Annotated in this window: 16 protein-coding genes; 1 reads left to right on the top strand and 15 read right to left on the bottom strand. The window is 35.6% G+C overall.

The window, feature by feature from the left end:
* Window positions 1-695 precede the first annotated feature (695 nt).
* The 11 genes from RQ893_RS01305 to RQ893_RS01255 all read right to left on the bottom strand — a co-directional run bounded on the left by RQ893_RS01305 (window position 696) and on the right by RQ893_RS01255 (window position 14,184).
* On the bottom strand, window positions 696-2,021 hold the full coding sequence (locus tag RQ893_RS01305) for an alpha-amylase family glycosyl hydrolase (protein ID WP_311481257.1): 1,326 nt from the start codon (window positions 2,019-2,021) through the stop codon (window positions 696-698).
* A gap of 101 nt (window positions 2,022-2,122) precedes the next feature.
* Window positions 2,123-4,372 (bottom strand): zinc ribbon domain-containing protein, encoded by a 2,250-nt coding sequence (locus RQ893_RS01300; RefSeq protein ID WP_311481256.1) that lies wholly within the window; start codon window positions 4,370-4,372, stop codon window positions 2,123-2,125.
* Window positions 4,373-4,694: 322 nt separating this feature from the next.
* Entirely contained in the window at window positions 4,695-5,051 is a 357-nt protein-coding gene (locus RQ893_RS01295) for a DUF1667 domain-containing protein (protein ID WP_311481255.1), read from the bottom strand.
* Entirely contained in the window at window positions 5,048-6,307 is a 1,260-nt protein-coding gene (locus tag RQ893_RS01290) for an FAD-dependent oxidoreductase (protein ID WP_311481254.1), read from the bottom strand. Before RQ893_RS01290 ends, RQ893_RS01295 begins: the two co-directional genes overlap by 4 nt.
* Before the next feature lie 9 nt (window positions 6,308-6,316).
* Window positions 6,317-7,738 (bottom strand): NAD(P)/FAD-dependent oxidoreductase, encoded by a 1,422-nt coding sequence (locus tag RQ893_RS01285; RefSeq protein WP_311481253.1) that lies wholly within the window; start codon window positions 7,736-7,738, stop codon window positions 6,317-6,319.
* Between the two features lie 121 nt (window positions 7,739-7,859).
* Window positions 7,860-9,365, bottom strand: coding sequence for a glycerol kinase GlpK (gene glpK, locus RQ893_RS01280; protein ID WP_311481252.1), 1,506 nt, complete (start codon window positions 9,363-9,365; stop codon window positions 7,860-7,862).
* Between the two features lie 9 nt (window positions 9,366-9,374).
* On the bottom strand, window positions 9,375-9,947 hold the full coding sequence (locus tag RQ893_RS01275; protein WP_311481251.1) for a glycerol-3-phosphate responsive antiterminator: 573 nt from the start codon (window positions 9,945-9,947) through the stop codon (window positions 9,375-9,377).
* Between the two features lie 119 nt (window positions 9,948-10,066).
* Window positions 10,067-10,762, bottom strand: coding sequence for a 16S rRNA pseudouridine(516) synthase (locus RQ893_RS01270; protein WP_311481250.1), 696 nt, complete (start codon window positions 10,760-10,762; stop codon window positions 10,067-10,069).
* On the bottom strand, window positions 10,759-11,085 hold the full coding sequence (locus RQ893_RS01265; protein WP_311481249.1) for a PadR family transcriptional regulator: 327 nt from the start codon (window positions 11,083-11,085) through the stop codon (window positions 10,759-10,761). The genes RQ893_RS01270 and RQ893_RS01265 overlap by 4 nt, the downstream gene beginning before the upstream one ends.
* Window positions 11,086-11,125: 40 nt before the next feature.
* Window positions 11,126-13,687, bottom strand: a complete 2,562-nt coding sequence (locus tag RQ893_RS01260) for an ATP-dependent DNA helicase (protein WP_311481248.1) — start codon at window positions 13,685-13,687, stop codon at window positions 11,126-11,128.
* Window positions 13,684-14,184, bottom strand: coding sequence for a GNAT family N-acetyltransferase (locus RQ893_RS01255; protein ID WP_311481247.1), 501 nt, complete (start codon window positions 14,182-14,184; stop codon window positions 13,684-13,686). Before RQ893_RS01255 ends, RQ893_RS01260 begins: the two co-directional genes overlap by 4 nt.
* A gap of 96 nt (window positions 14,185-14,280) precedes the next feature.
* Between RQ893_RS01255 and RQ893_RS01250 the strand changes: the two genes are divergently transcribed.
* Window positions 14,281-15,462 (top strand): FAD-dependent oxidoreductase, encoded by a 1,182-nt coding sequence (locus RQ893_RS01250; RefSeq protein ID WP_311481246.1) that lies wholly within the window; start codon window positions 14,281-14,283, stop codon window positions 15,460-15,462.
* 41 nt (window positions 15,463-15,503) lie between these two features.
* Here the strand turns inward: RQ893_RS01250 and RQ893_RS01245 are convergent, their stop codons facing one another.
* Genes RQ893_RS01245 through RQ893_RS01230 form a run of 4 tightly spaced genes read right to left on the bottom strand, consistent with a single transcriptional unit; the run spans window position 15,504 to window position 19,406 of the window.
* Window positions 15,504-16,241, bottom strand: a complete 738-nt coding sequence (locus RQ893_RS01245; RefSeq protein ID WP_311481245.1) for an alpha/beta hydrolase-fold protein — start codon at window positions 16,239-16,241, stop codon at window positions 15,504-15,506.
* 31 nt (window positions 16,242-16,272) lie between these two features.
* On the bottom strand, window positions 16,273-17,382 hold the full coding sequence (locus tag RQ893_RS01240) for an ABC transporter permease (protein ID WP_311481244.1): 1,110 nt from the start codon (window positions 17,380-17,382) through the stop codon (window positions 16,273-16,275).
* Complete coding sequence (locus tag RQ893_RS01235) at window positions 17,369-18,466, bottom strand: ABC transporter permease (protein ID WP_311481243.1); 1,098 nt, start codon at window positions 18,464-18,466, stop codon at window positions 17,369-17,371. Before RQ893_RS01235 ends, RQ893_RS01240 begins: the two co-directional genes overlap by 14 nt.
* Before the next feature lies 1 nt (window position 18,467).
* Entirely contained in the window at window positions 18,468-19,406 is a 939-nt protein-coding gene (locus RQ893_RS01230; protein ID WP_311481242.1) for an ABC transporter ATP-binding protein, read from the bottom strand.
* Between the last annotated feature and the right edge of the window lie 52 nt (window positions 19,407-19,458).

The following is a 19,458-nucleotide window of genomic DNA, read 5'->3' as shown; positions in this document are numbered from 1 at the left end:
CCCCGACCATATAAATTAGCAACATCAGGTGCTTTTTTTATTTTCCTAAAAATTAATAAACTTTTTATACAGAACAAGCCACCTTAAGTGGTTGCTTTTTTTGTTGGTCCCACTTCGGCTTTGAGAAGGTGAGGCTCGAAGGTTCGAATCCTTTCACCCCGACCATTAATTTTAGCAACAGATGTTGCTTTTTTTATTTCACTAAAAATTTAAATAACTTTTTATACAAGATACGCAACCCATAGTGGTTGCTTTTTTGTTGATCCCACTTCGGCTTTGAGAAGGTGAGGCTCGAAAGTTTAAATCCTTTATCCCCGAACACTAATTTTAGCAACATATGTTGCTTTTTTTATCGCACTAAAAATTTAAATAACTTTTTTTACAAGATAAGCAACCCATAGTGGTTGCTTTTTTGTTGGTCCCACTTCGGCTTTGAGAAGGTGAGGCTCGAAAGTTTGAATCCTTTCACCGTTAAATACCCCTTGATTTGGGGTATTTAACCAAAAACTAGCGCGAGAGCGCGGAGAAGTTTGCGAAGCAAACGGGTTTTCGTCCGACCATTAATTTTAACAACGGATGTTGATTTTTTTATTGTCCTAAAAACAAGAAATTACGAATTAACAATTTCTCTACTTAAATATTTTAAAATTTAAAAACCCCTAAGAATTTAAACTTTAGGGGTTTTTGTCAATTTATTACAACTCAATTATCACCGCCTGGTAGGCGTCCAAGATTTCTGGATCGTAGTCTGGGTTGTTGTTTTTTATTACTTTTCCTTTCTCTATAAGCTTTGTGATTTTTTCGTCTAATTCATAGAAGTCCTTGCTTAAATTTATTAGGACTACAAATGATTTGTCCTTGTAGGTTCTTTTGTAGACGTAAACTGCTTCATCAATTGACAGACTTTCGTAGTCGCCAAGTCCGAAGACTGATTCTCTTTTTCTTAGCATAATAATGTTGTACATATAAAAGAAAAATGAGTCGCCATGTTTTAGATATTCCTTGTAATTATTATCATAGTGGATCATGGTTCCGTAGTAATTTTTAATTTCTGAGAACCTTCCAAGTATGGAGTCATCCCACCTTAATGGCATTTTAGCTGAGAAGTTGGTTTCCTTTTTGATTTTATTTAAAGCTTCTTCTGGGTCCATGCCTTCTTGTAAATATGAATCATAAATATCTTTTATTTCGGGATCATTTATTTCTTTCATATCCACGTCATATTCGCTTTTGGCTTCTATTTCTGTCCCTTGGTAAATAAAAGGAATTGTTTTTAAACTAAATAGCATGGTTGCTAGGGCTTCTGTAAGTGGTCTTAACTCCTCATCATGGTCTAAGATTTTTTCTACCATTCTAGGGTTATCAAAATTGTCTAGGTCGATTCCTGCTGGGATTTCTTCGCTTATTTTTTGGATTTTATCTATATATTCATAAAAATTCTTGTAGGAGTTTGGCTCTTTTACTAGGCTATTGGCCTTAGAAAAATACGCCATGTCTACCATATCTTTTTCCACCCAGTTTGGATTGTCAAATCCACCTATAAACATAAGTCCTAACTCATCTGTCTTTGTTTTTATTTTAAAAACCAAGTCTTTTGCCTCATTTTTGGATTTTTCAAATAGGTAGGATAGGTTTTTTATTCTTATTCCCTTAATGCCAGTTTCTTTCCAATATTTTATAAGGTCTATTATGGTATCTTTTAAGTTATCCCCATAGGAATCAAAAAGGTCTTTGGCATCAAAGTCTAAAATGGCTTTCACCCTAATATATTTTCCCTTTTCGCATATAGCTTTGATATCCTCTATGCTTCCTAGGTCTTTTTCAATTTTATAAAAATCAACCTTGCCTTCTTTTTTGGCAAAAATTTGATTTATTAAAACATAGTTGGCCCCAAGCTGGGAAATAATTGTAAGTTTACTTCTAAGCCCCTCTAAATCCCCTATACCATCTGCATTTGAATCTACAAATGATTTTGGATAAGTTTCATAGAAGGTTGTTTTTTTCTCTTTGTTTTCTAACATTTTTCCTCACTCATTTTGCTTACAAAAAAACCTGGTGGGTGAAAGCCTAACCACCACTATGGTGATTTGGGGTCGATTCACTTGCCACCAGGCCTCTTATTCTAGAAATTTTCAATTTTGCTAAAGCTTGCTGCGTTAAATTCTCCTTGGCTTTCTGCCTTGAGAGTTCCGTTTTCAAACTTTAATGTAATTGGAGTATCAACATTTACTCCCTTTATTGTAGCTGATATTTCTCCACCATTGTCGCTATAAGATCCTAGATGGACAGCCTTATCTATTTGATAAGTTAGGCTACCGTCTGACCTCAATGATATCCTCCTACCATCTGCCTCGTATTCTCCAACAACTCCGTCAGATGTGGCAAAATGGTCGGTAATATTTGTCTTATTATCTTCTGTAACAGTTAATCCTTGGAGGCCTGCGCCAACATTTGCTATGGCCTTATCTATAAATCCAAAACCTTGGTATTCGATTTGGTAATACTTGTAGTCACTTTCTACAAAGAACTTGTGGAATATTTGATTATCTGTTGTAATTGGTCCCTGACTGTAAAACTTGCCATCAGCATCTCTTGCCTTTTTTACATTTTGATATTCTACAAAAGTGTAATATTTAAAGCTTGACTGGAAGTTTGAGTCTGGAAGTTTCTCAGAAGTGGTCACTTCGTAAATGAGATAGACCTTATTTTTAACATCCCCACTATTATCGGCATTAAATCCTGTAAAAGAACCGAGATATTCTACATTATCAACGTTAATTATATTTTTATATAAAATAGTTTTTCTAATTAAGTCTCCAGCCTTATATTTCAAGTCCCCAAGCATTGTTTGATCAAGGTGGCTAGTAGACTTGATGTATTCAGAATCACCATCACTTGAATCTTCTCCATCACCTGCTGTAGCTGTGAAGTTCTTGTTAGTTGGGGATAGGCTTACATTGTAGGTATTTTTCATTTCATCGGCATTAAAGTTTAAGCTTACTGCCACTTCTTCGCCTTCTTTTATACCATTTGACTTGGCTGGAATAATATCAACTGTGTGCATAAACTCAGGAGCATCGTCTTTTAGACTTGCTGTAAGAGTCATATTCGGACTCTTACCTTCAAATTTGACATTGATATAGGTAAATGGATCGGTGACATTATCATTTGCTATTCCATCTATTATTACTGCCTTAGAAGAATTTGAGATTAGGACATTGTATTTGTCTGAAATTTTTATATTATCAAGGTTTGCCATAACCGTTATCTCATCACCATTTGATAAGCCATTATCTTTTGAATATTGGAAGACCACATTATTTTGAAGGTCTGCTACAAATTCTTTAGCAGGAGTTTCATAAGAATCCTTATTGTTATCCCTTGAAATATACTTAATTTCATCTCCATAAGCTTTTAATAATTTTTCGGTATCTATGCTTGCCTTTGGAACAGCAGAACCATCCTCACCCTCATAGCTTATACTGATATAGTCGCTAAGCGGAATAGTGATATCATCGGCCTTGCTCTTTTTCATATAAAGGGCACCGAGTATGATGGCAATTAAAATACCTATTAGAGCCAACAAAAGATTCCTACTTGTGAGATATTTCTTAAAATCCCTCACTTTTGTTTTTTCTTGTGACTTTTCTTCTGTTTTTTCTTTGGCTTCTTCTTTTTTATCAACTTCCCTAACTGCAGGTGTCTTCGCTTTTGGATTAGCGTGTTTTAGAATTTCATCACCATTTGCTTTGGCAAAATTCTCCCTACTTAGCTTTTTATTCCTTGCTTGAATTTTTCTAATTCCAGCAGAAACAGTTATATTAGATAGGTCACTTTCCCCATCACCTATTAGTTTATCAAGCTTTTCCTCGAGTTTTTTGTTTAATATATAAGACTTGTAATCATCTATATAATAATCTTCATCGCCCTTTGACTTCGCATTATTAAAGGAAACCTTAGCCTGTACTTCCTCTATTACAGACCTCTGATTGTAAGGAGAAGACTTTTCTCCGATGTTTTCATACCTCCTACTTGCCTTATCCATCCTGTCTAGACGATCAGGTTTGAAAAATCCTTCTTCCTCTGCTTTAGACGAATCATCGCCAGCAAAATTAGGATTTTCTACCTTATCAAAGTCATTTTGCTTAGAATCTTCAAAACCTTCTTTAGCTTGGTTTTCATTAGGATTTGTATGGTCTGTTGAGTGGGCTTTATTTTTATTAAAATTAAAAAAGTCTTGGAAAGTCTTCTTTGTTTTTTTATTTTCTTCTTTGCTTTGATCGACTTGGTCTTTAATTTCTATCTTGCTACCGCAAACAGGACAAAAATTGCTTGCCTTGTCGATATTAGCACCGCAATGCTCACACTTCATAATTATTCTCCCTCTACATACTATATATAATATACTTTTAAAAGTTAAAATATAAACCTCTTTAAGCAAAACTCCTGCAAATTTAATGAAAAATTATTTTTAAAAATCTTTATAAAGATTGATTGCAAAACTTAATACCAACCACAAAAAATCAAGGATGAAATTTCAAATACATTCAAAAAAATATTTTTAGCGATGATTTCCCTACTTATTTTAAAAATCAACTATCAAAAAAATACCAACAAATTTTCTTGCTGGTATTTTAAATCGAAATGTGAAATATTTTCACTTCTTTTTGAAAATCATTAAATTTATCTTAAACCTAATTGGCATTAGATGTTGCCACAACTTTCACCCCTGTTCCTGCTACGTTTTCTATAATGCAGTCACCGATTTGTACCGGGGCACTTACGTGGGCCTTATTTATTTCTGTCATAACGTCAAAAATCTTATCTTTTGCTACTGCCTCTTCAGTCTTAACTGAGATAAGATACTGGTTTGCTCCATCTACTCTAGCTGTGGAAGTAACAACCCTTACAGGGTTTGTTAGTTCCTTTCTAGCGTAGACTTCTCCTCTCTTGCAAGTATTACCACTTATATTTGTAATTTGTCCAGCATCTACTGTAAGGCTGACTGTGCAGCCAAGAGGACAATTTATACAAGTTAATTCTTTGATCATAAGCTCTCCATTCTGACTTCAATTTTTTCGATATTTTCATTCAAATCGCTTTTCTTTAGGACCAAATCTTCCATTTCACCCGGAGCAAAGACTATCTTTCTCTTTTGAGCAACTTCCTTGCCGTCTACTTCAAGGACGAGCCTTGATTTTTGGTAAATGTTATTTACCCTAAACCTAATTACAACCTCATCTCTCATTGAGCCTGGGGCTATATATTGAGGGACAGTATAGGTTACTCCATTACCTGGAGTTAGGTGGATTTTCTTTTCATTTTCCGAATTGAATTCGTCTTTGATGTAGGCTGCGGCATTTTCTCCAGCAAGTTCACTTTCTTCTGTTACATAATCTACTAGGTCGTGGACGTGAAGGACATTTCCTGCGGCAAAGACACCGTCTATTGATGTCATCATCCTATCAGATACTTCTGCACCCTTAGTTCTTGGATCTATCTTGATTTTAGCAGCCCTACTTAGTTCGTTTTCTGGAATGAGTCCTACAGAAAGTAAGATGGTATCACATTCTACATATTCTTCTGTGCCTGGTATGACTTTCATATTTTCATCTACTTTTGATAAGTAAACTCCCTCTACCCTGTCATCTCCGACTATATCTGAAATTGTTGTTGAAAAATAAAGTGGAATGTCAAAATCATTTAGACATTGGACAATATTTCTCTTTAATCCCCCAGAATATGGCATAATTTCTGCAACACATTTTACTTCAGCTCCTTCAAGGGTCATTCGTCTTGCCATGATAAGTCCAATATCTCCAGAGCCTAAGATTACAATTTTTTTACCTGGCATATAGCCATCAAGGTTTACAAGCTTTTGGGCTGTTCCTGCTGAATAGATGCCAGCTGGACGGCTTCCTGGAATATTTAAGGCTCCTCTTGGCCTTTCCCTACAACCCATAGCTAGGATTACTGCCTTTGGCCTAATTTGAAACATTCCGTTTTCTTCGTTCATTAGGGTCAAAGTCTTATCTGGACTAAAGTCCATAACGATTGTATTTAATAAAACATCTATATTACGTTCAGCAACTATGTCTTCATACCTACCTGCATATTCAGGTCCTGTTAATTCTTCTTTGAACCTATGAAGACCAAAACCATTATGGATACATTGGTTAAGGATGCCACCGAGTTTCTTATCCCTTTCTACTATTAGGACGTTTTTTACCCCATAGTCATATGCTCTGGCAGCTGCTGCAAGACCAGCAGGACCACCACCTACAACTACTAAATCATAATTTTTCATAACCTGCTCCTACTTCACTCTTCCGTCTACATAGTAAGATTCTTTTGAGTTTTTAACTACATCCGCCATATCTTCGTTAAGTTCACGAGCCAAGATTTCCATTAAATGTGGAAGGCAAAAACCACCCTGGCACCTGCCAGCGCTTGCTCTGACACGTCTTTTGATGCCATCTACAGTTCTCGCTCCAAGTGGCCTATTAATTGCATCTACTATTTCTCCTTCAGTTACAGATTCGCACCTGCAGATGATTTTGCCGTAGAGTTTGTTTTTCTTAATCAAGGCTGAATGTTCTTCAATACTCATTTCACTTGTTTTTGGAATTGGTTTTCTATCGTAGGTAAAATTTTCATTTTCTGCAAAGCCGTACTTGTCTGCCACAAGCTCTGCAATGTATTTTCCAATTGCTGGAGATGAAGTGAGTCCTGGAGATTCTATACCTACACAGTCAAAAAATCCTTCCTTATTTTCCCCGAGTATAAAGTCACCACCTACTTCATGAGCCCTGTTTCCAGAAAAAGACGTAATTACCATTCTCACTGGTACGTTTTTCATAGTGAGATTTGATTTTTCAATAACTTCATCAAGGCTTGCCCTTGTTGACCTTCTGTCGTTTTTATCATCTACAAAGTCTGATGTAGGTCCAACTAGAGTATTATTATCAATAGTTGGTGTAACTAAGATTCCCTTGCCCTTATCAGATGGGAGGTTAAAGATAACATGATTTGCAAAACCAGAAGTTTCCTTATCTAGTAGCAAATATTCACCACGTCTTGCCTTAATTTCATATTTTTCATCAGAAATTTGGTTGTGAATTTCGTCCGCATAAAGACCTGCGCAGTTAATTATAGCCTTAGTTTCTAAATCGCCATCATTTGTATGTAAAACCCAGTGGTCATCTTTTTTCTCAATCTTTTCCACCTTGGTATTAAATTTATAGTCCACGCCATTGATATTAGAAACTTCTGCATAGGCAATAGTCATTAAAAATGGATCTAAAATGCCTGCTTCTGAACAATAAAGGGACGCAACCACATCATCGGTTATATTTTTTTCTAAGACTAGAGTCTCTTCCCTATTTAAAATCTTAATCCCAGTAACCCCATTTGCCATACCGTAATCGTATAGTTTTTGAAGCTTTGGCAGGTCCTTTTCATCATGGCATAATACTAGGCTTCCGATTTTCTTATAAGGAAAGGCAAATAGTTTGCTTTCCTCATCCATCATCTGATTTCCTTCGATATTGAATTTCGCCTTCAAACTACCCGGCTTCGCATCATAACCGCCGTGGCAAATCCCGGAATTCGCCTTACTTGTTTCTGTACAAATGTCTTCGTTTTTTTCAAGTAATAAAAATTTTCCTTTTTTCTTTGATAGATGAGCAGCTACAGAAGCTCCAACTACTCCTCCACCAATTATTATCACATCAAACATTTCTGCTCCTTTATGTAAACTTACAAAAAAAGCGAGCAAAAGTAGGGTCTACCTTTGCTCGCTTTCTCTTTTCTTATTAAGTTATAATTATTATATCACTTATATTGTTCTCAATCAAATATTATTCTTCGTAATGTTTTGCCCAGTCAAAGGACCTGCCTATAGCCCTTTGCCAATTTCTATCCTTCTTATCTCTTTCTTCCTTAGAAATTGAAGGCTCAAAAGACCTATCAACAATTCTGTACGCCCTGATTTCATCCTTATCCTTATAAAAGCCTGTCGCAAGACCTGCTAGGTATGATGCGCCCAAGGCTGTTGTTTCTAGTGTCTTTGGCCTTTCTACCTTGGATTGGATCATATCAGATTGAAATTGCATCAAAAAGTTGTTGGCACTTGCACCTCCATCTACCTTTAATTCGTGAAGTGGGTGGCCGGCATCTCTTTCCATTGAAGCTAAGACGTCGTTTGTTAGGTAGGCGAGGGATTCAAGGGTAGCCCTTACTATATGGTATTTATTTGTACCACGGGTTAGGCCAACAATAGTTCCCCTAGCATATGGATCCCAATATGGAGCTCCAAGACCTGTGAAGGCTGGTACTACGTAGCAACCATTTGTATCATCTACTTTTGTCGCCATGTATTCTGTATCATCGGCAGCGTCAACTATCCTTAATTGGTCTCTTAGCCATTGGATAGCAGACCCTGCTACAAAGATTGAACCTTCAAGCGCATAGGCTACATTTCCTTCTTCAAGACCCCAAGCGATTGTTGTAACAAGACCATTTTTCGATTTGACAGCCTCATTACCAGTATTCATAAGGAGAAAAGCACCTGTGCCGTAAGTGTTTTTTGCATCTCCCTTTTCAAAACAAGTTTGACCAAATAGGGCCGCTTGTTGGTCACCTGCGATTCCTCCTATCTTGATTTCCCCATCAAAATATCCTGGGAAGGTTGTTCCATATACATAAGAAGATGGCTTAACTTCTGGAAGCATGCATTTTGGAATGTTTAGCATCTTTAGAAGTTCATCATCCCATTTGAGGGTGTGGATATTGAAAATCATGGTTCTTGAAGCGTTTGAATAGTCTGTTACGTGAACCTTGCCGCGAGTTAAATTATAAACCAACCAAGTATCTACTGTACCAAAGAGAAGTTCTCCATTCTCAGCTCTTTCTTGGCCGTTTTCTATATTATCAAGAATCCATCTAATCTTTGTAGCAGAGAAATATGGGTCGACAACAAGGCCAGTCTTATCTTGGATTATGGCCCTATAGCCATCTTCGACGAGTTTATCTGCCATATCAGCAGTCCTCCTACATTGCCAAACGATTGCATTGTAAACAGGTTTGCAGGTTTCCTTTTCCCAAACTATGGTAGTTTCTCTTTGGTTTGTAATCCCAATTGCCTCGATATCACTGGCATCAATACCAAGTTTTGCCATAGCTTCTGTACAAACTCCCAATTGGGTTGACCAGATTTCTGTTGCGTCATGCTCTACCCAACCTGGATGTGGGAAAAATTGTGTAAATTCTTTTTGAGCAAGAGACATGATTTCGCCTTTTTTGTTAAAAATTATCGCCCTGTTGCTAGTTGTTCCGGCATCTAGTGCCATTATATATTTACTCATATGCCCTCCTTAGATATTCCAAACTTTTGTATTTGATGATGAAACTCCGATTGCTCCAGCACTTAATGCTGCCATAGCATCTACCTTATTCCTAATAAGCCCTCCTGCTATAAGTGGTATTTGACTCCAACCTGTAATCTCTTCAATGATTTGGGGCATAATACCTGGCAAGACTTCTATTAGGTCGGCAGAGGTGTTTTTAATAGTATCCTTTACGCTTCCATATGATAGGCTATCTAAAAGAAAAAATCTAAAAACTGAACTAAGACCTATTTTTCTTGCTTCGTATGTATTTTGAGCCTTGAGGGTGATTATTCCATCAGCGTCTGTATAGTTTTTAATAAAGCTAGGTGAAAAGTGAGAAGATGATAAGCCTTCTATTAGGTTCTCGTGAACAAATACTATCTTGTCCTTGTTTTTTAATTTCTTTACTATAGTAGGAATCGTTTCTATATTCCCAAAAAGAACGAAAACTACCTTATTATCAGAATATTCTTCCTTCAAGCATTCTCTCAAATCTTTACCATCTTTGATAGCCATGATTACTGGATTTTCATACAAAACTTCTCTTATATCTAGCATATTTCTCCCTTAACGCATAAAACGAGCCTAAAATTAATCAAGCTCGTCTCTCATTCATATTCACCCTTATATTATCATATTTCTAGCTTTTTTACAAGAGCCATCATAAAAGATTATCTTTATTTGAATAGATCTAATTCATCTTGGGTAAGTTCCCTATAGTCACCTTCTTTTAAGTATGGGTCTAGGATTAAATCTCCAATGGCGACTCTCTTTAGCCCTACAACTTCATTTCCAAGATTTGAAAAAAGTCTTTTTACCAAGTGGTACTTGCCCTCAGTCACTTTCACAACCGCTTCCTTTTCACCTGTAATTGTAAGCTCTGCTGGTCTTGCTGTGTAATCGTCCTCTTTTATATAAACGCCCTTTTTAAATTCATCTACAAAATTTTCTGCAATTGGATCACGAGTTTTGACTTCATAAGTTTTTGTGATGTGTGAATTTGGGCTTGTTATCTTATGGATAAATTTCCCGTCTGTTGACAAAATAAGTAGGCCTGTTGTATCCTTATCAAGCCTGCCTGCAATTGATAGGTCATAAGAAAGGTAAAAATCATCTAATAAGTCAATTACAGTTTTATCTTCATCCTGGGTTGCAGATAAGACTCCTGCCGGCTTATTTAAAATCAAATAAAGATTTTCTATATATTCTACAAAGTGTCCCATGTAAAAAACTTCGTCAACCATTGGGTCTACCTTGACTGATGAGTCTTTTACGATTTCTCCATTTATTACCAACGCCCCTTTTTTGGCATTTCTTTTTATATTTTTTCTGGTATCAAGACCAGTATTTCCAATCATCTTATCTACTCTCATTTTTTTCCCTTTTCTAAAACCTTGTCCATGGCTGCCTTTAGACTCTCATAAGACTTGTAAAAATCATCCAAATATTTTCTACCAGCATCTGTTAAATAATAATATTTTCTCCTTGGTCCCTTATTCGATTCTTTAAAAATACCTAGTATTAGACCCTTTTTTATAAGTCTGGTTAGGATAGGATAAACTGTGCCTTCTGTCATATTATAAAACCCATTTAGCTTTAATTCTTCTAAAATTTCATAGCCGTAGGTTTCCTTGTTTTTTATTATATGGAGGATTATTCCATCAATAAGCCCTTTTAACATTTGTGTATCTATCATAAGGCCTCCTATCTATATTGTATTACATAGTAGATATCTTTCAATTTCGCTTGCAAAAATACTTCATCTGACAATACTTGCAGGCTTCTAGATCATCAGTTCGCCTGTAGCCAATATTCCTGTCAATCAGCCTTCCTATCTTATCAATCTCATTGATATCAAAATCTGTCGGATCAATTTCTATAAGCCTATCTTCTTCGATAAAGTACAAATACATCTTGTTTAAAGGATGATGGTTGCCTAAAATCAGAGCTCGATAAGTCATAAGTTGCCCCTTGTAGGCTGGGATTAAGTCTTCCTTGTATTTACCCGTTTTAATATCTAGGATAGACCCATCTGAAAGACTTATATCAACCTTGCCTTGGAGGATATAAAAATTCCTATCAAGCTTATAATTTGTTTCAACACCAGTGATTTCAAAGTCTCTTTTGATAAAATTTTCGATAGGATCCTTGTATTGAGGATTTTTTTCTAGGAAAGCCATTAGTTTTTCCTTATCATCCGGCAAGAGGGCATAGTATTCAGCAAGCTTGTGGGTATTGGTACCAAAACTTAGTGCTTTTGTTTTTAAAGCCCTAAAATCAAGTTTCCTTACAAACCTATATTTTAAAGAGCAAGTCTTAAATACTTCTATATCTGTGGTGTAGGCTAAAATCGGTTTTTCTTTTTTCTCCTCAGTTCTTTCAAAATCTAGGCTCTTAATGGCAGATGTTCTTGGGAAAGATTCGGAAAACTTGCTTAACTTGTAATCTTCGCTATTATCTAGGAGAACCAAGAGGTTTTTGGCCCTGGTAAAGCCAGTATAATATTTCCTATAAAAATCTTTAACATATGAAAAGTCATTAGGGTCAAAGTCAGTTAAAAATCCTGGTTTGGAAGGCTTTGGCGAATCATAAAGACCCGATATAAAGACAACCTCAAACTCAAGACCCTTGGCTTGATGGATGGTCATAAAATTTACAGCATCCTTGTGGCTATCAATATTAGCATATTCTTCTATAGCCCTTGAAATGAAAAGGTATTGCAAATATGAATTAATAAATTCTTGGTAATGGGCTTTAGTATTTTTATGTTTGAAAATTTCATCAAAGTCCTTGGCAAGCTTAATCATTGTTGAAATATTTCCAAGAAGCCTAGCCCCATCCAGGTCTTCTTCGTCCATGATTAGAAATTTCCTAAAATATTCAAGACCCATGGCCTTGTAAAGAAGGTCGGTGATTTGAAGATTGCAATCTTTTTCAGCTTCTATAAAATTTTGAATTTCTTTATCCGCTTTTAAACTTTCGTCTTTGCCAAGATAATACAAATAGTTTTTATACTTGGCCTTGTTTTTAGCAAAAGCTCCGTAAATTGTGGATGGGTCTTCATAGATAGGTTTAATTTGACCAATTTTCATAATTAGGTAAATAAAGCCACTAATCTCTTCTCGCCTAAAAAATTCTGAAGACTTCTTATTTAAGACCCTTATTCCCGCTTTTTCAAAAAAATTTTGGAGTTTTGAAACATAGGCATGGTTTAAAGATGGGAACAAAAATGCAATCTGCCCAAGATTTATATCTTGCTTTAAAATCCTAATAATTGTTGCTAGGTTTTTAAGCTCATTAGCCCTCGCCCTTACAATAGTATTTGGATTTTTTTGCCTATCATAAGACCTCAAGCTTTTGATATTTTCCTTGCCATAATCTTCGTTATCAAGCCATTTTAGTGATTTTTCAATAATTGTCTGATTGGACCTATAATTGATATCAAGTTTATAGGTAAAAGCCTTATGGCCCTTGGCTGCAAAAAATTTATCTGAAAAATCTGTAAGATTTCTAGGATCTGCTCCCCTAAAAGAATAAAGAGCCTGATCGTCATCACCAAAAACCATGATTTCCTTATCTTTTACCAATGAAAAGGCAATTTCCTGTTGAATATGATTGGTATCCTGGTATTCGTCAACAATTACAAAATCAATGCTATTTCGTATTTCCTCGCCTCTCACAGGGTCTTTTAAAAGCAAGTAGAAATCCCTTAAAATCATCTGGAAATTAATCAGATTTTTTTCTCTGAGGAGCTTTTCGTGGGTTAGAAAAATTTTCCCAGCAAAAACTTCCCTAGGGTTTTTAGAATGTAGGAGCTTATCAACATCTATAAGCTTGTTGGTAATTTCTTCATAAATCCCCTTGATTTCCCAAGCATGGTTGTAGCTAATGTATTTTTCATAATCTTCTATGCTTTTATATAATCCAAGATTTTTTTCTATCAAATATCCCTCAAGAACCTGGTCAATAACCTTGGAATCCAAAAAAGGTCTATCAAAGGATGGATATTTTTCTAAAAAATCGAGAGCAAGGGAATGGAAATTTCCAATCATCATATCCTTTAGCTCAGTCTTGATTCCCTCCTTGTTAAATTCAGAAATTATCCTTGTTTGAAGTTCACTGGCGGCTTTTTTGGTAAAGGTTGTAATTAAAATCCTATTCGGACTAAGGCCTTGATTTTTAATTAGAGAAATAACTTTTTTTACAATCGTATAAGTTTTCCCAGTTCCAGGCCCAGCTATAACTGCCGCTGGCGTCTTGGCCTTATCTATAATTATCCTTTGACTTTCATTTATCATAATAATCTCTCATAGCAAATCCTAGGCTTCTTCGCCCCTTCTTCGTCAATTAATATTTCCCCTATTTTCCTAAAGCCAAGTTTATTAATCAGACCACGCATCTTGAAATTATCCTTGTGGGTATCAATCCTTAGGGCATCAAAAGAATTTTTTTCAGCATGCCTAATGATATCTATAAAAAGCCTTGTAGCAATCCCCTTTTGGGTAGCCCTAGCATTTACGGCAAAGGTGTGAATTGTAAGTGGGATTTTTCCCTCAAAGTCATCCTCCCATGGCCTGTAGGCTTCTTCCTTCTCGTCTGATAGAAAACAATAGGCTAAGATTTCTCCCTTATCTTCATAAACAAATGCCTTATCAACTTCAATTTGACCTAGCAAAAATTTTTCATTCATTGAATCTATTTGCCACTGGTCAACCCCATCTTTTTTCAAAGATTTTTTAGCATTTTCTATAATATTTATAATTTTTTTCAAATCTGTAATTCTCGCTTTTCTCATATAAGCATTATACCTTAATAAAGAAGATGCTTTAGGATTGTTAAGGACTATGCAAAGTGATATAATATTGATAGTATGAGACAGAAAGGATAAGAAATGTACGATTATTTAATTATAGGTAATGGAATTTGCGGTCTTTCAGCTGCTGAAGAAATCAGAAAACACGATGAAAAAGGATCAATTTTAATAATTACAGACGAAAAAGGCCACACTTACTGGAGAACTCGTCTTTCAGAATTAATTTCCAAAGACTATACAGATGAAGAAATTCTTGTAAAAAAAGAAGCTTGGTATGGGGAAAGAAATATTGAAGTAAAACTAAATACCCATGCAGAAAAAATTGACAAAGAAAATAAAAAAGTAATAAGTAAAGACGGTGAAGAATTTGAATATGGCAAGCTTTTAATAGCCACAGGATCCCATGCCTTTGTGCCACCAATCAAAAACTCTGATGCCAAGGGAGTTTTCGCTATTAGAAGCTCAGAAGACCTTAAAAACTTCAAGGGATATCTAGCCAATAAAAAGAAACTCATCATCATTGGTGGTGGTATCCTAGGTCTTGAGGCAGCTAACTCAATATCACAATTAGGTATTGAAATTACTATAGTAGAAGCCTTTGACTACCTATTAGCTCGCCAACTTGACAAGGACCTATCACAAAGACTAGAAAAAGCTCTAAACAATATGGGTATGAAGACCCTAACAGGCAAATTCAGCGAAGAAATCCTTGTAAAAGATGGTGTAGTGTGCGGATTAAAGCTAACTGACGGCACAGAACTTGAAGCAGACGCCATCATGATCCAAGCTGGTATAAGGGCAAATATTGAAATTGCCAAAAATTCCGGACTTGCAACTGACAGAGGTATCCTTGTTGGAGAAAACCTACAAATAGAAAATGAGGACATCTACGCTGCAGGCGATGTTGCCCAAATAGAAAACTTCTCAATAGGCCTATGGACTGCAAGTATGGAAATGGGAAAAATTGCCGGTGCAAATATGACAGGCGATAACAAGTTATATGAGAAACCAAAACCATTCTCAACCCTCATGTTAGGCGATGTTAAACTATTCTCAGCAGGTCAAAATGCAGGTGATGGCATAGAAGAAGTCAAAAAAGAAGACGGAGAAAAAATCTACAAACTCTTTAAAAACGGCGATAAATTTGTAGGTGGCATCCTTTGGGGAGACATCAAATACCAAATGGACGTCAAAAAAATAGTCTTTGACGGAGTAGACCCAAAAGAAACAAAACTCGGTGGGGAAATATTTGGACTATAAAATAAAGACAAAGAGCTAAACCAACTGGTCTAGCTCTTTTTTTATAGGCTGTATAAATATTTTAAGGCAGCCGGCAATCTTTTTTGCCAGTATATTTCGTTGTGGATGGCTCCTTCGTCTATGAAATATTTTATTTCTAACTTATCTTTCAAAAATCCATAGGCCATTTGGGACAAGAATACATAAGATTTTTGGGTAATTTCATCGTCAAATTCTTTTGTGCCTGTATCTAGATATATTTTTTGTTTATTTTCGGAGTCATATTTTGCCAAAATCTCACCCATTCCGACAGGTTCTAGGATAAAATGAGTTGACATTGCAAGGACCTTGTCAAAAATTTTAGGATATTCACTTCCCATATAAAGGCTCATAATTCCTCCCATGGATGATCCACCGATGAGCCTTGATGTGGCTTTTTTATTTTTTTCTAGCAGAGGAATCAACTCTTCTGTTATAAATTTACCAGTCAAAATCCCCTTAGGATTAAGTTTTGCATTGGTTTCTCTATCGGAAAATTTCTCAAAAGGCGAATATTCATTAGTCCTTGCCCTGCCTTCTTCGCCCTCAGCGCAGTATATTCCAACAAGATTTGCCCTAAGTCCAATTTTTTCTACGGCCTTATCAAGCGCCCAAATTTCTCCCATAAAGGATTCCTTCTTGTCATAGAGATTGGCACCATCAAAAAAATACAAAAATATATCAGATTCATTCTCTTCTATGAAAGTATATGTCACTTCTCTTTTTAGATATTTTGAATATAACTCTTTTTTCTCTACCATATCTTCCTCATTTCTATTAATATTATATTTTTTATGAAATTTTGTCATTGGCTTTTGTTCTCATTCCCATACTTATAAGTATAAAAACTAGACTAAAGGCTAGCATTATTCCTATGTTTGGTAGGATTGTTCCAAAGCTTGGGTTTTCTAAGACTATCTCATTATTTTTAATATAGTAATAGGATGGGAAAATTTTTCCTAGTGTCAAAGCTGTTTTTGAAAGTAGGGCTTGAGGTACAAAGGCCCCGCACAAAAATGATGATCCCAATGAGACTACTTGCATGACACCTTGAATGGTGTTTTCATTTGATATTAGGCTTGAAATGAAAACTGCCATGGTCACTGCGCTGATTGTGAAAATCAAGGAATTTACAATCATTAAATTTATGTGGGCAGCAGAGAAGTCGTATTTGTAGAGGATAACAAATAAGAAAATATAAAGAGCCCACACAATAAGGCCTGTGCTTATGTGGCCTAAAATCAACTCCAGATTCATCCTTGCTCTTGGCATCGGACTTACAGCATTTCTCATAGTCAGGCTTTTCTTTTTATAAACACTGACTATGGTTGACACAATCAAAAGGACCTGAGAAAGGATAAGGTAATTTATGAAATTAAAATAAAAGACCGATTCATCTTCCCCAGCAATATCGACTTTACTTTTTATTTTTACATCGACCTGTTTTGCCAAATCTTTATTTGTAAAGTTGATGGCTTCATTCGTATCAAAACCAACTTTCTCATAGGCATCAACCTGGCTTAGGTACTGATTTACATGCTCTTTTATAGCCATTCCATACATATCATCAGGAGCCTGTTTAAAATTCACTTTTCTTGTTTGGTCAAAATCTTTTGGAATAACAATACTTGCGCTTATTATCTGATAAAAAAGCTTATCTTCAACAAGTGACTCATCCATTTCCTTAATCACAGCTTTCTTATCCAGATAATTATAAAGTCCCTTTGATAAACCAGTCTTTGCCTCATCTCTCAAATAGATATTGGGCCTTACATTTGTATAAAAATCATTCTTATCAGACTTGGTTGAAAAACTTAAAATGGCAAGAAAAATTAGTGTGTATAAAATTATCGCGACCTTATGGGCCATGGCTATTTTAAAATAATTTTTAAAGACTCTCATATTCCTTACCCCTCATAAAAAACAAAGATCCAGCCAAGAATACAGCACTAATTAGCATTAAAAGACCGAGATTTTCATAAAACCTAGATGTAGAATCGTAATAATATAAAGAATAAATCGCATCTGTGACCACAGCCACAGGATTGATTTTACCTAGGATTGGGAAATTCTCTTGAACAATGACCTTCATACTTGAAATCATCATTCCCGATAGAAAACTCATTAGCATGGTAATTGCAATTCCAAGATTTATTTTAAATTCAATATTTTTCTTGTTTGATACCCCAATAAAAATCCCAAAGGCAACCCCAGTTAAGGACGAAACCAGGCTTAACAATATCAAAAGCGGCATCCTTCTACCAAAATCAACTCCAAGAGTCTTATCAAGATAGAAAATAAAAACTAGGGTGATTGCGAAATTTATAAGCCAAGAAACAAGGACAGATGCTAATAGGCTCACCGATTTTTTTATAGGTGCAACTGCGTTTCTCTTGGCATTTACAGATAAATTTGCCTCATATTGGTAAATTACATAAAGTCCCCACATATAGCCATAGATAGTAGTCATACCCACAAGTGTGTAAAAAAAAGCATTTATAGGATCCATATTTTTCCTAGACTCATCTTTGATGTGGTTTTCGATATTTATTAGCTTTGAAATATCAGTCTGAGGATTTTTTTCCATTGCCCTATTTATCATCTCAGATTTTTGGACATAGTCATTTAGGATTGTCTCTACAATAGTTTCCTGGATGCCAGATTTTTTGGTAATAATTTTATCCTTATCCTCTATATAGGCCCTGACATCAGGATTTGTATCTAAAATCCCCTCATCTTTTGCCCTTGTAATCCTAAAATAATCCTCATCTTCCATAGTTTCTAGAAAATTTTTAAAATTTTGATCTTCAAATGCGGATGTGGAAACGGAGATTTCTATAGGGTCAAATTTGTTATTGTTACTTATGCCTCCAAAGGCAAGTTTGAAAAACATTCCCAGAATTATCGGAAAAACCAAGGCCCAAAAGACCATGGCCTTTTCCCTTAAAAGAAATTTAAAAGTATTTTTAAAAGAATGCCAAAACATACTAGTCCCTCAAATCCTTGCCTGTAAGGTCTAAGAAAACATCATTTAGACTTGGTTTTTCAACATTAATAGACCTATAAGAAACTTTATTATCGCTTAAGATTCTAACAAGGCTTAAAAGATTTTCTTCACTTTTAGAAAAAGTCATCTTGCAAGTCCCATCCTTATAGGCAAAATCTATTATATGGTCCATATTTCTAAGCTTTTCTTTTACATCATCAGTCAAATCGTCCGCCATAAAGGAAATTTTTTCGCTGACATCAATCATATCCTTTAACTCATTTGAAGTGCCCTTTGCAATGACCTTGCCCTTGTCAATTATAACTATGTCATCGCACAAAAAATCAACCTCATCCATGTAGTGGGATGTATAAATAATGGTAGAACCCTCCTCGTTTAGCTTTTTGATTCCCTCCAAAATATTGTTCCTAGATTGAGGGTCAACTGCCACAGTCGGCTCATCGAGAAAAATAATATCAGGTCTGTGGGCAATGCCGCAGGCAATATTTAGCCTTCTTAAAAGACCACCTGAAAGTTTTTTGGGCTTAAATTTTACAAAGTCATTTAGGCCTACTAGGTCCAAAGTCCTTTGAATTAGCTCTTCTCTTTCCTTCTTATCCCTTATGTAAAGCCCGCAAAAATAATCGATATTTTCATAGACATTTAGCTCGTCATAGACTCCTACGTCTTGGAAAACTACCCCGATTTTTTTCTTTATATCATAGGCATCAGGACTCATTTCCTTGCCATATATTTTCACACTGCCAGCGTCCTTCTTTAAAAGACTAAGCATGCAGTTAATTGTTGTCGATTTTCCCGATCCATTGGGACCCAAAAGACCTAAAATACGGCCTTTTTTTACATCCAAATCAAGACCGTCAACAGCTGTTAGGTCCTTATATTTTTTGACAAGACCTCTTACTTCAATTAAACTTTCCATAAGACCTCCCATTTATAACGTTTTCTCATATTCTTAAGTAAATTATACATAA

The sequence above is a fragment of the uncultured Anaerococcus sp. genome (assembly GCF_963510915.1).
GTDB lineage: Bacteria > Bacillota > Clostridia > Tissierellales > Peptoniphilaceae > Anaerococcus.
The sequence above is the reverse complement of the archived record's forward strand: the minus strand, read 5'-3'. Positions and strand labels throughout refer to the sequence as shown.

Excerpts from the sequence above, each read along its gene's own strand:
- RQ893_RS01245 (WP_311481245.1), bottom strand. The coding sequence starts at position 16,241 with ATGGTAGAGAAAAAAGAGTTATATTCAAAATATCTAAAAAGAGAAGTG.
- RQ893_RS01270 (WP_311481250.1), bottom strand. The coding sequence starts at position 10,762 with ATGAGAGTAGATAAGATGATTGGAAATACTGGTCTTGATACCAGAAAA.
- RQ893_RS01250 (WP_311481246.1), top strand. The coding sequence starts at position 14,281 with ATGTACGATTATTTAATTATAGGTAATGGAATTTGCGGTCTTTCAGCT.
- RQ893_RS01230 (WP_311481242.1), bottom strand. The coding sequence starts at position 19,406 with ATGGAAAGTTTAATTGAAGTAAGAGGTCTTGTCAAAAAATATAAGGAC.
- RQ893_RS01290 (WP_311481254.1), bottom strand. The coding sequence starts at position 6,307 with ATGAAAAATTATGATTTAGTAGTTGTAGGTGGTGGTCCTGCTGGTCTT.
- RQ893_RS01255 (WP_311481247.1), bottom strand. The coding sequence starts at position 14,184 with ATGAGAAAAGCGAGAATTACAGATTTGAAAAAAATTATAAATATTATA.
- RQ893_RS01240 (WP_311481244.1), bottom strand. The coding sequence starts at position 17,382 with ATGAGAGTCTTTAAAAATTATTTTAAAATAGCCATGGCCCATAAGGTC.
- RQ893_RS01305 (WP_311481257.1), bottom strand. The coding sequence starts at position 2,021 with ATGTTAGAAAACAAAGAGAAAAAAACAACCTTCTATGAAACTTATCCA.
- RQ893_RS01260 (WP_311481248.1), bottom strand. The coding sequence starts at position 13,687 with ATGATAAATGAAAGTCAAAGGATAATTATAGATAAGGCCAAGACGCCA.
- RQ893_RS01300 (WP_311481256.1), bottom strand. The coding sequence starts at position 4,372 with ATGAAGTGTGAGCATTGCGGTGCTAATATCGACAAGGCAAGCAATTTT.
- RQ893_RS01285 (WP_311481253.1), bottom strand. The coding sequence starts at position 7,738 with ATGTTTGATGTGATAATAATTGGTGGAGGAGTAGTTGGAGCTTCTGTA.
- RQ893_RS01275 (WP_311481251.1), bottom strand. The coding sequence starts at position 9,947 with ATGCTAGATATAAGAGAAGTTTTGTATGAAAATCCAGTAATCATGGCT.
- RQ893_RS01235 (WP_311481243.1), bottom strand. The coding sequence starts at position 18,466 with ATGTTTTGGCATTCTTTTAAAAATACTTTTAAATTTCTTTTAAGGGAA.
- RQ893_RS01265 (WP_311481249.1), bottom strand. The coding sequence starts at position 11,085 with ATGATAGATACACAAATGTTAAAAGGGCTTATTGATGGAATAATCCTC.
- RQ893_RS01295 (WP_311481255.1), bottom strand. The coding sequence starts at position 5,051 with ATGATCAAAGAATTAACTTGTATAAATTGTCCTCTTGGCTGCACAGTC.
- glpK (WP_311481252.1), bottom strand. The coding sequence starts at position 9,365 with ATGAGTAAATATATAATGGCACTAGATGCCGGAACAACTAGCAACAGG.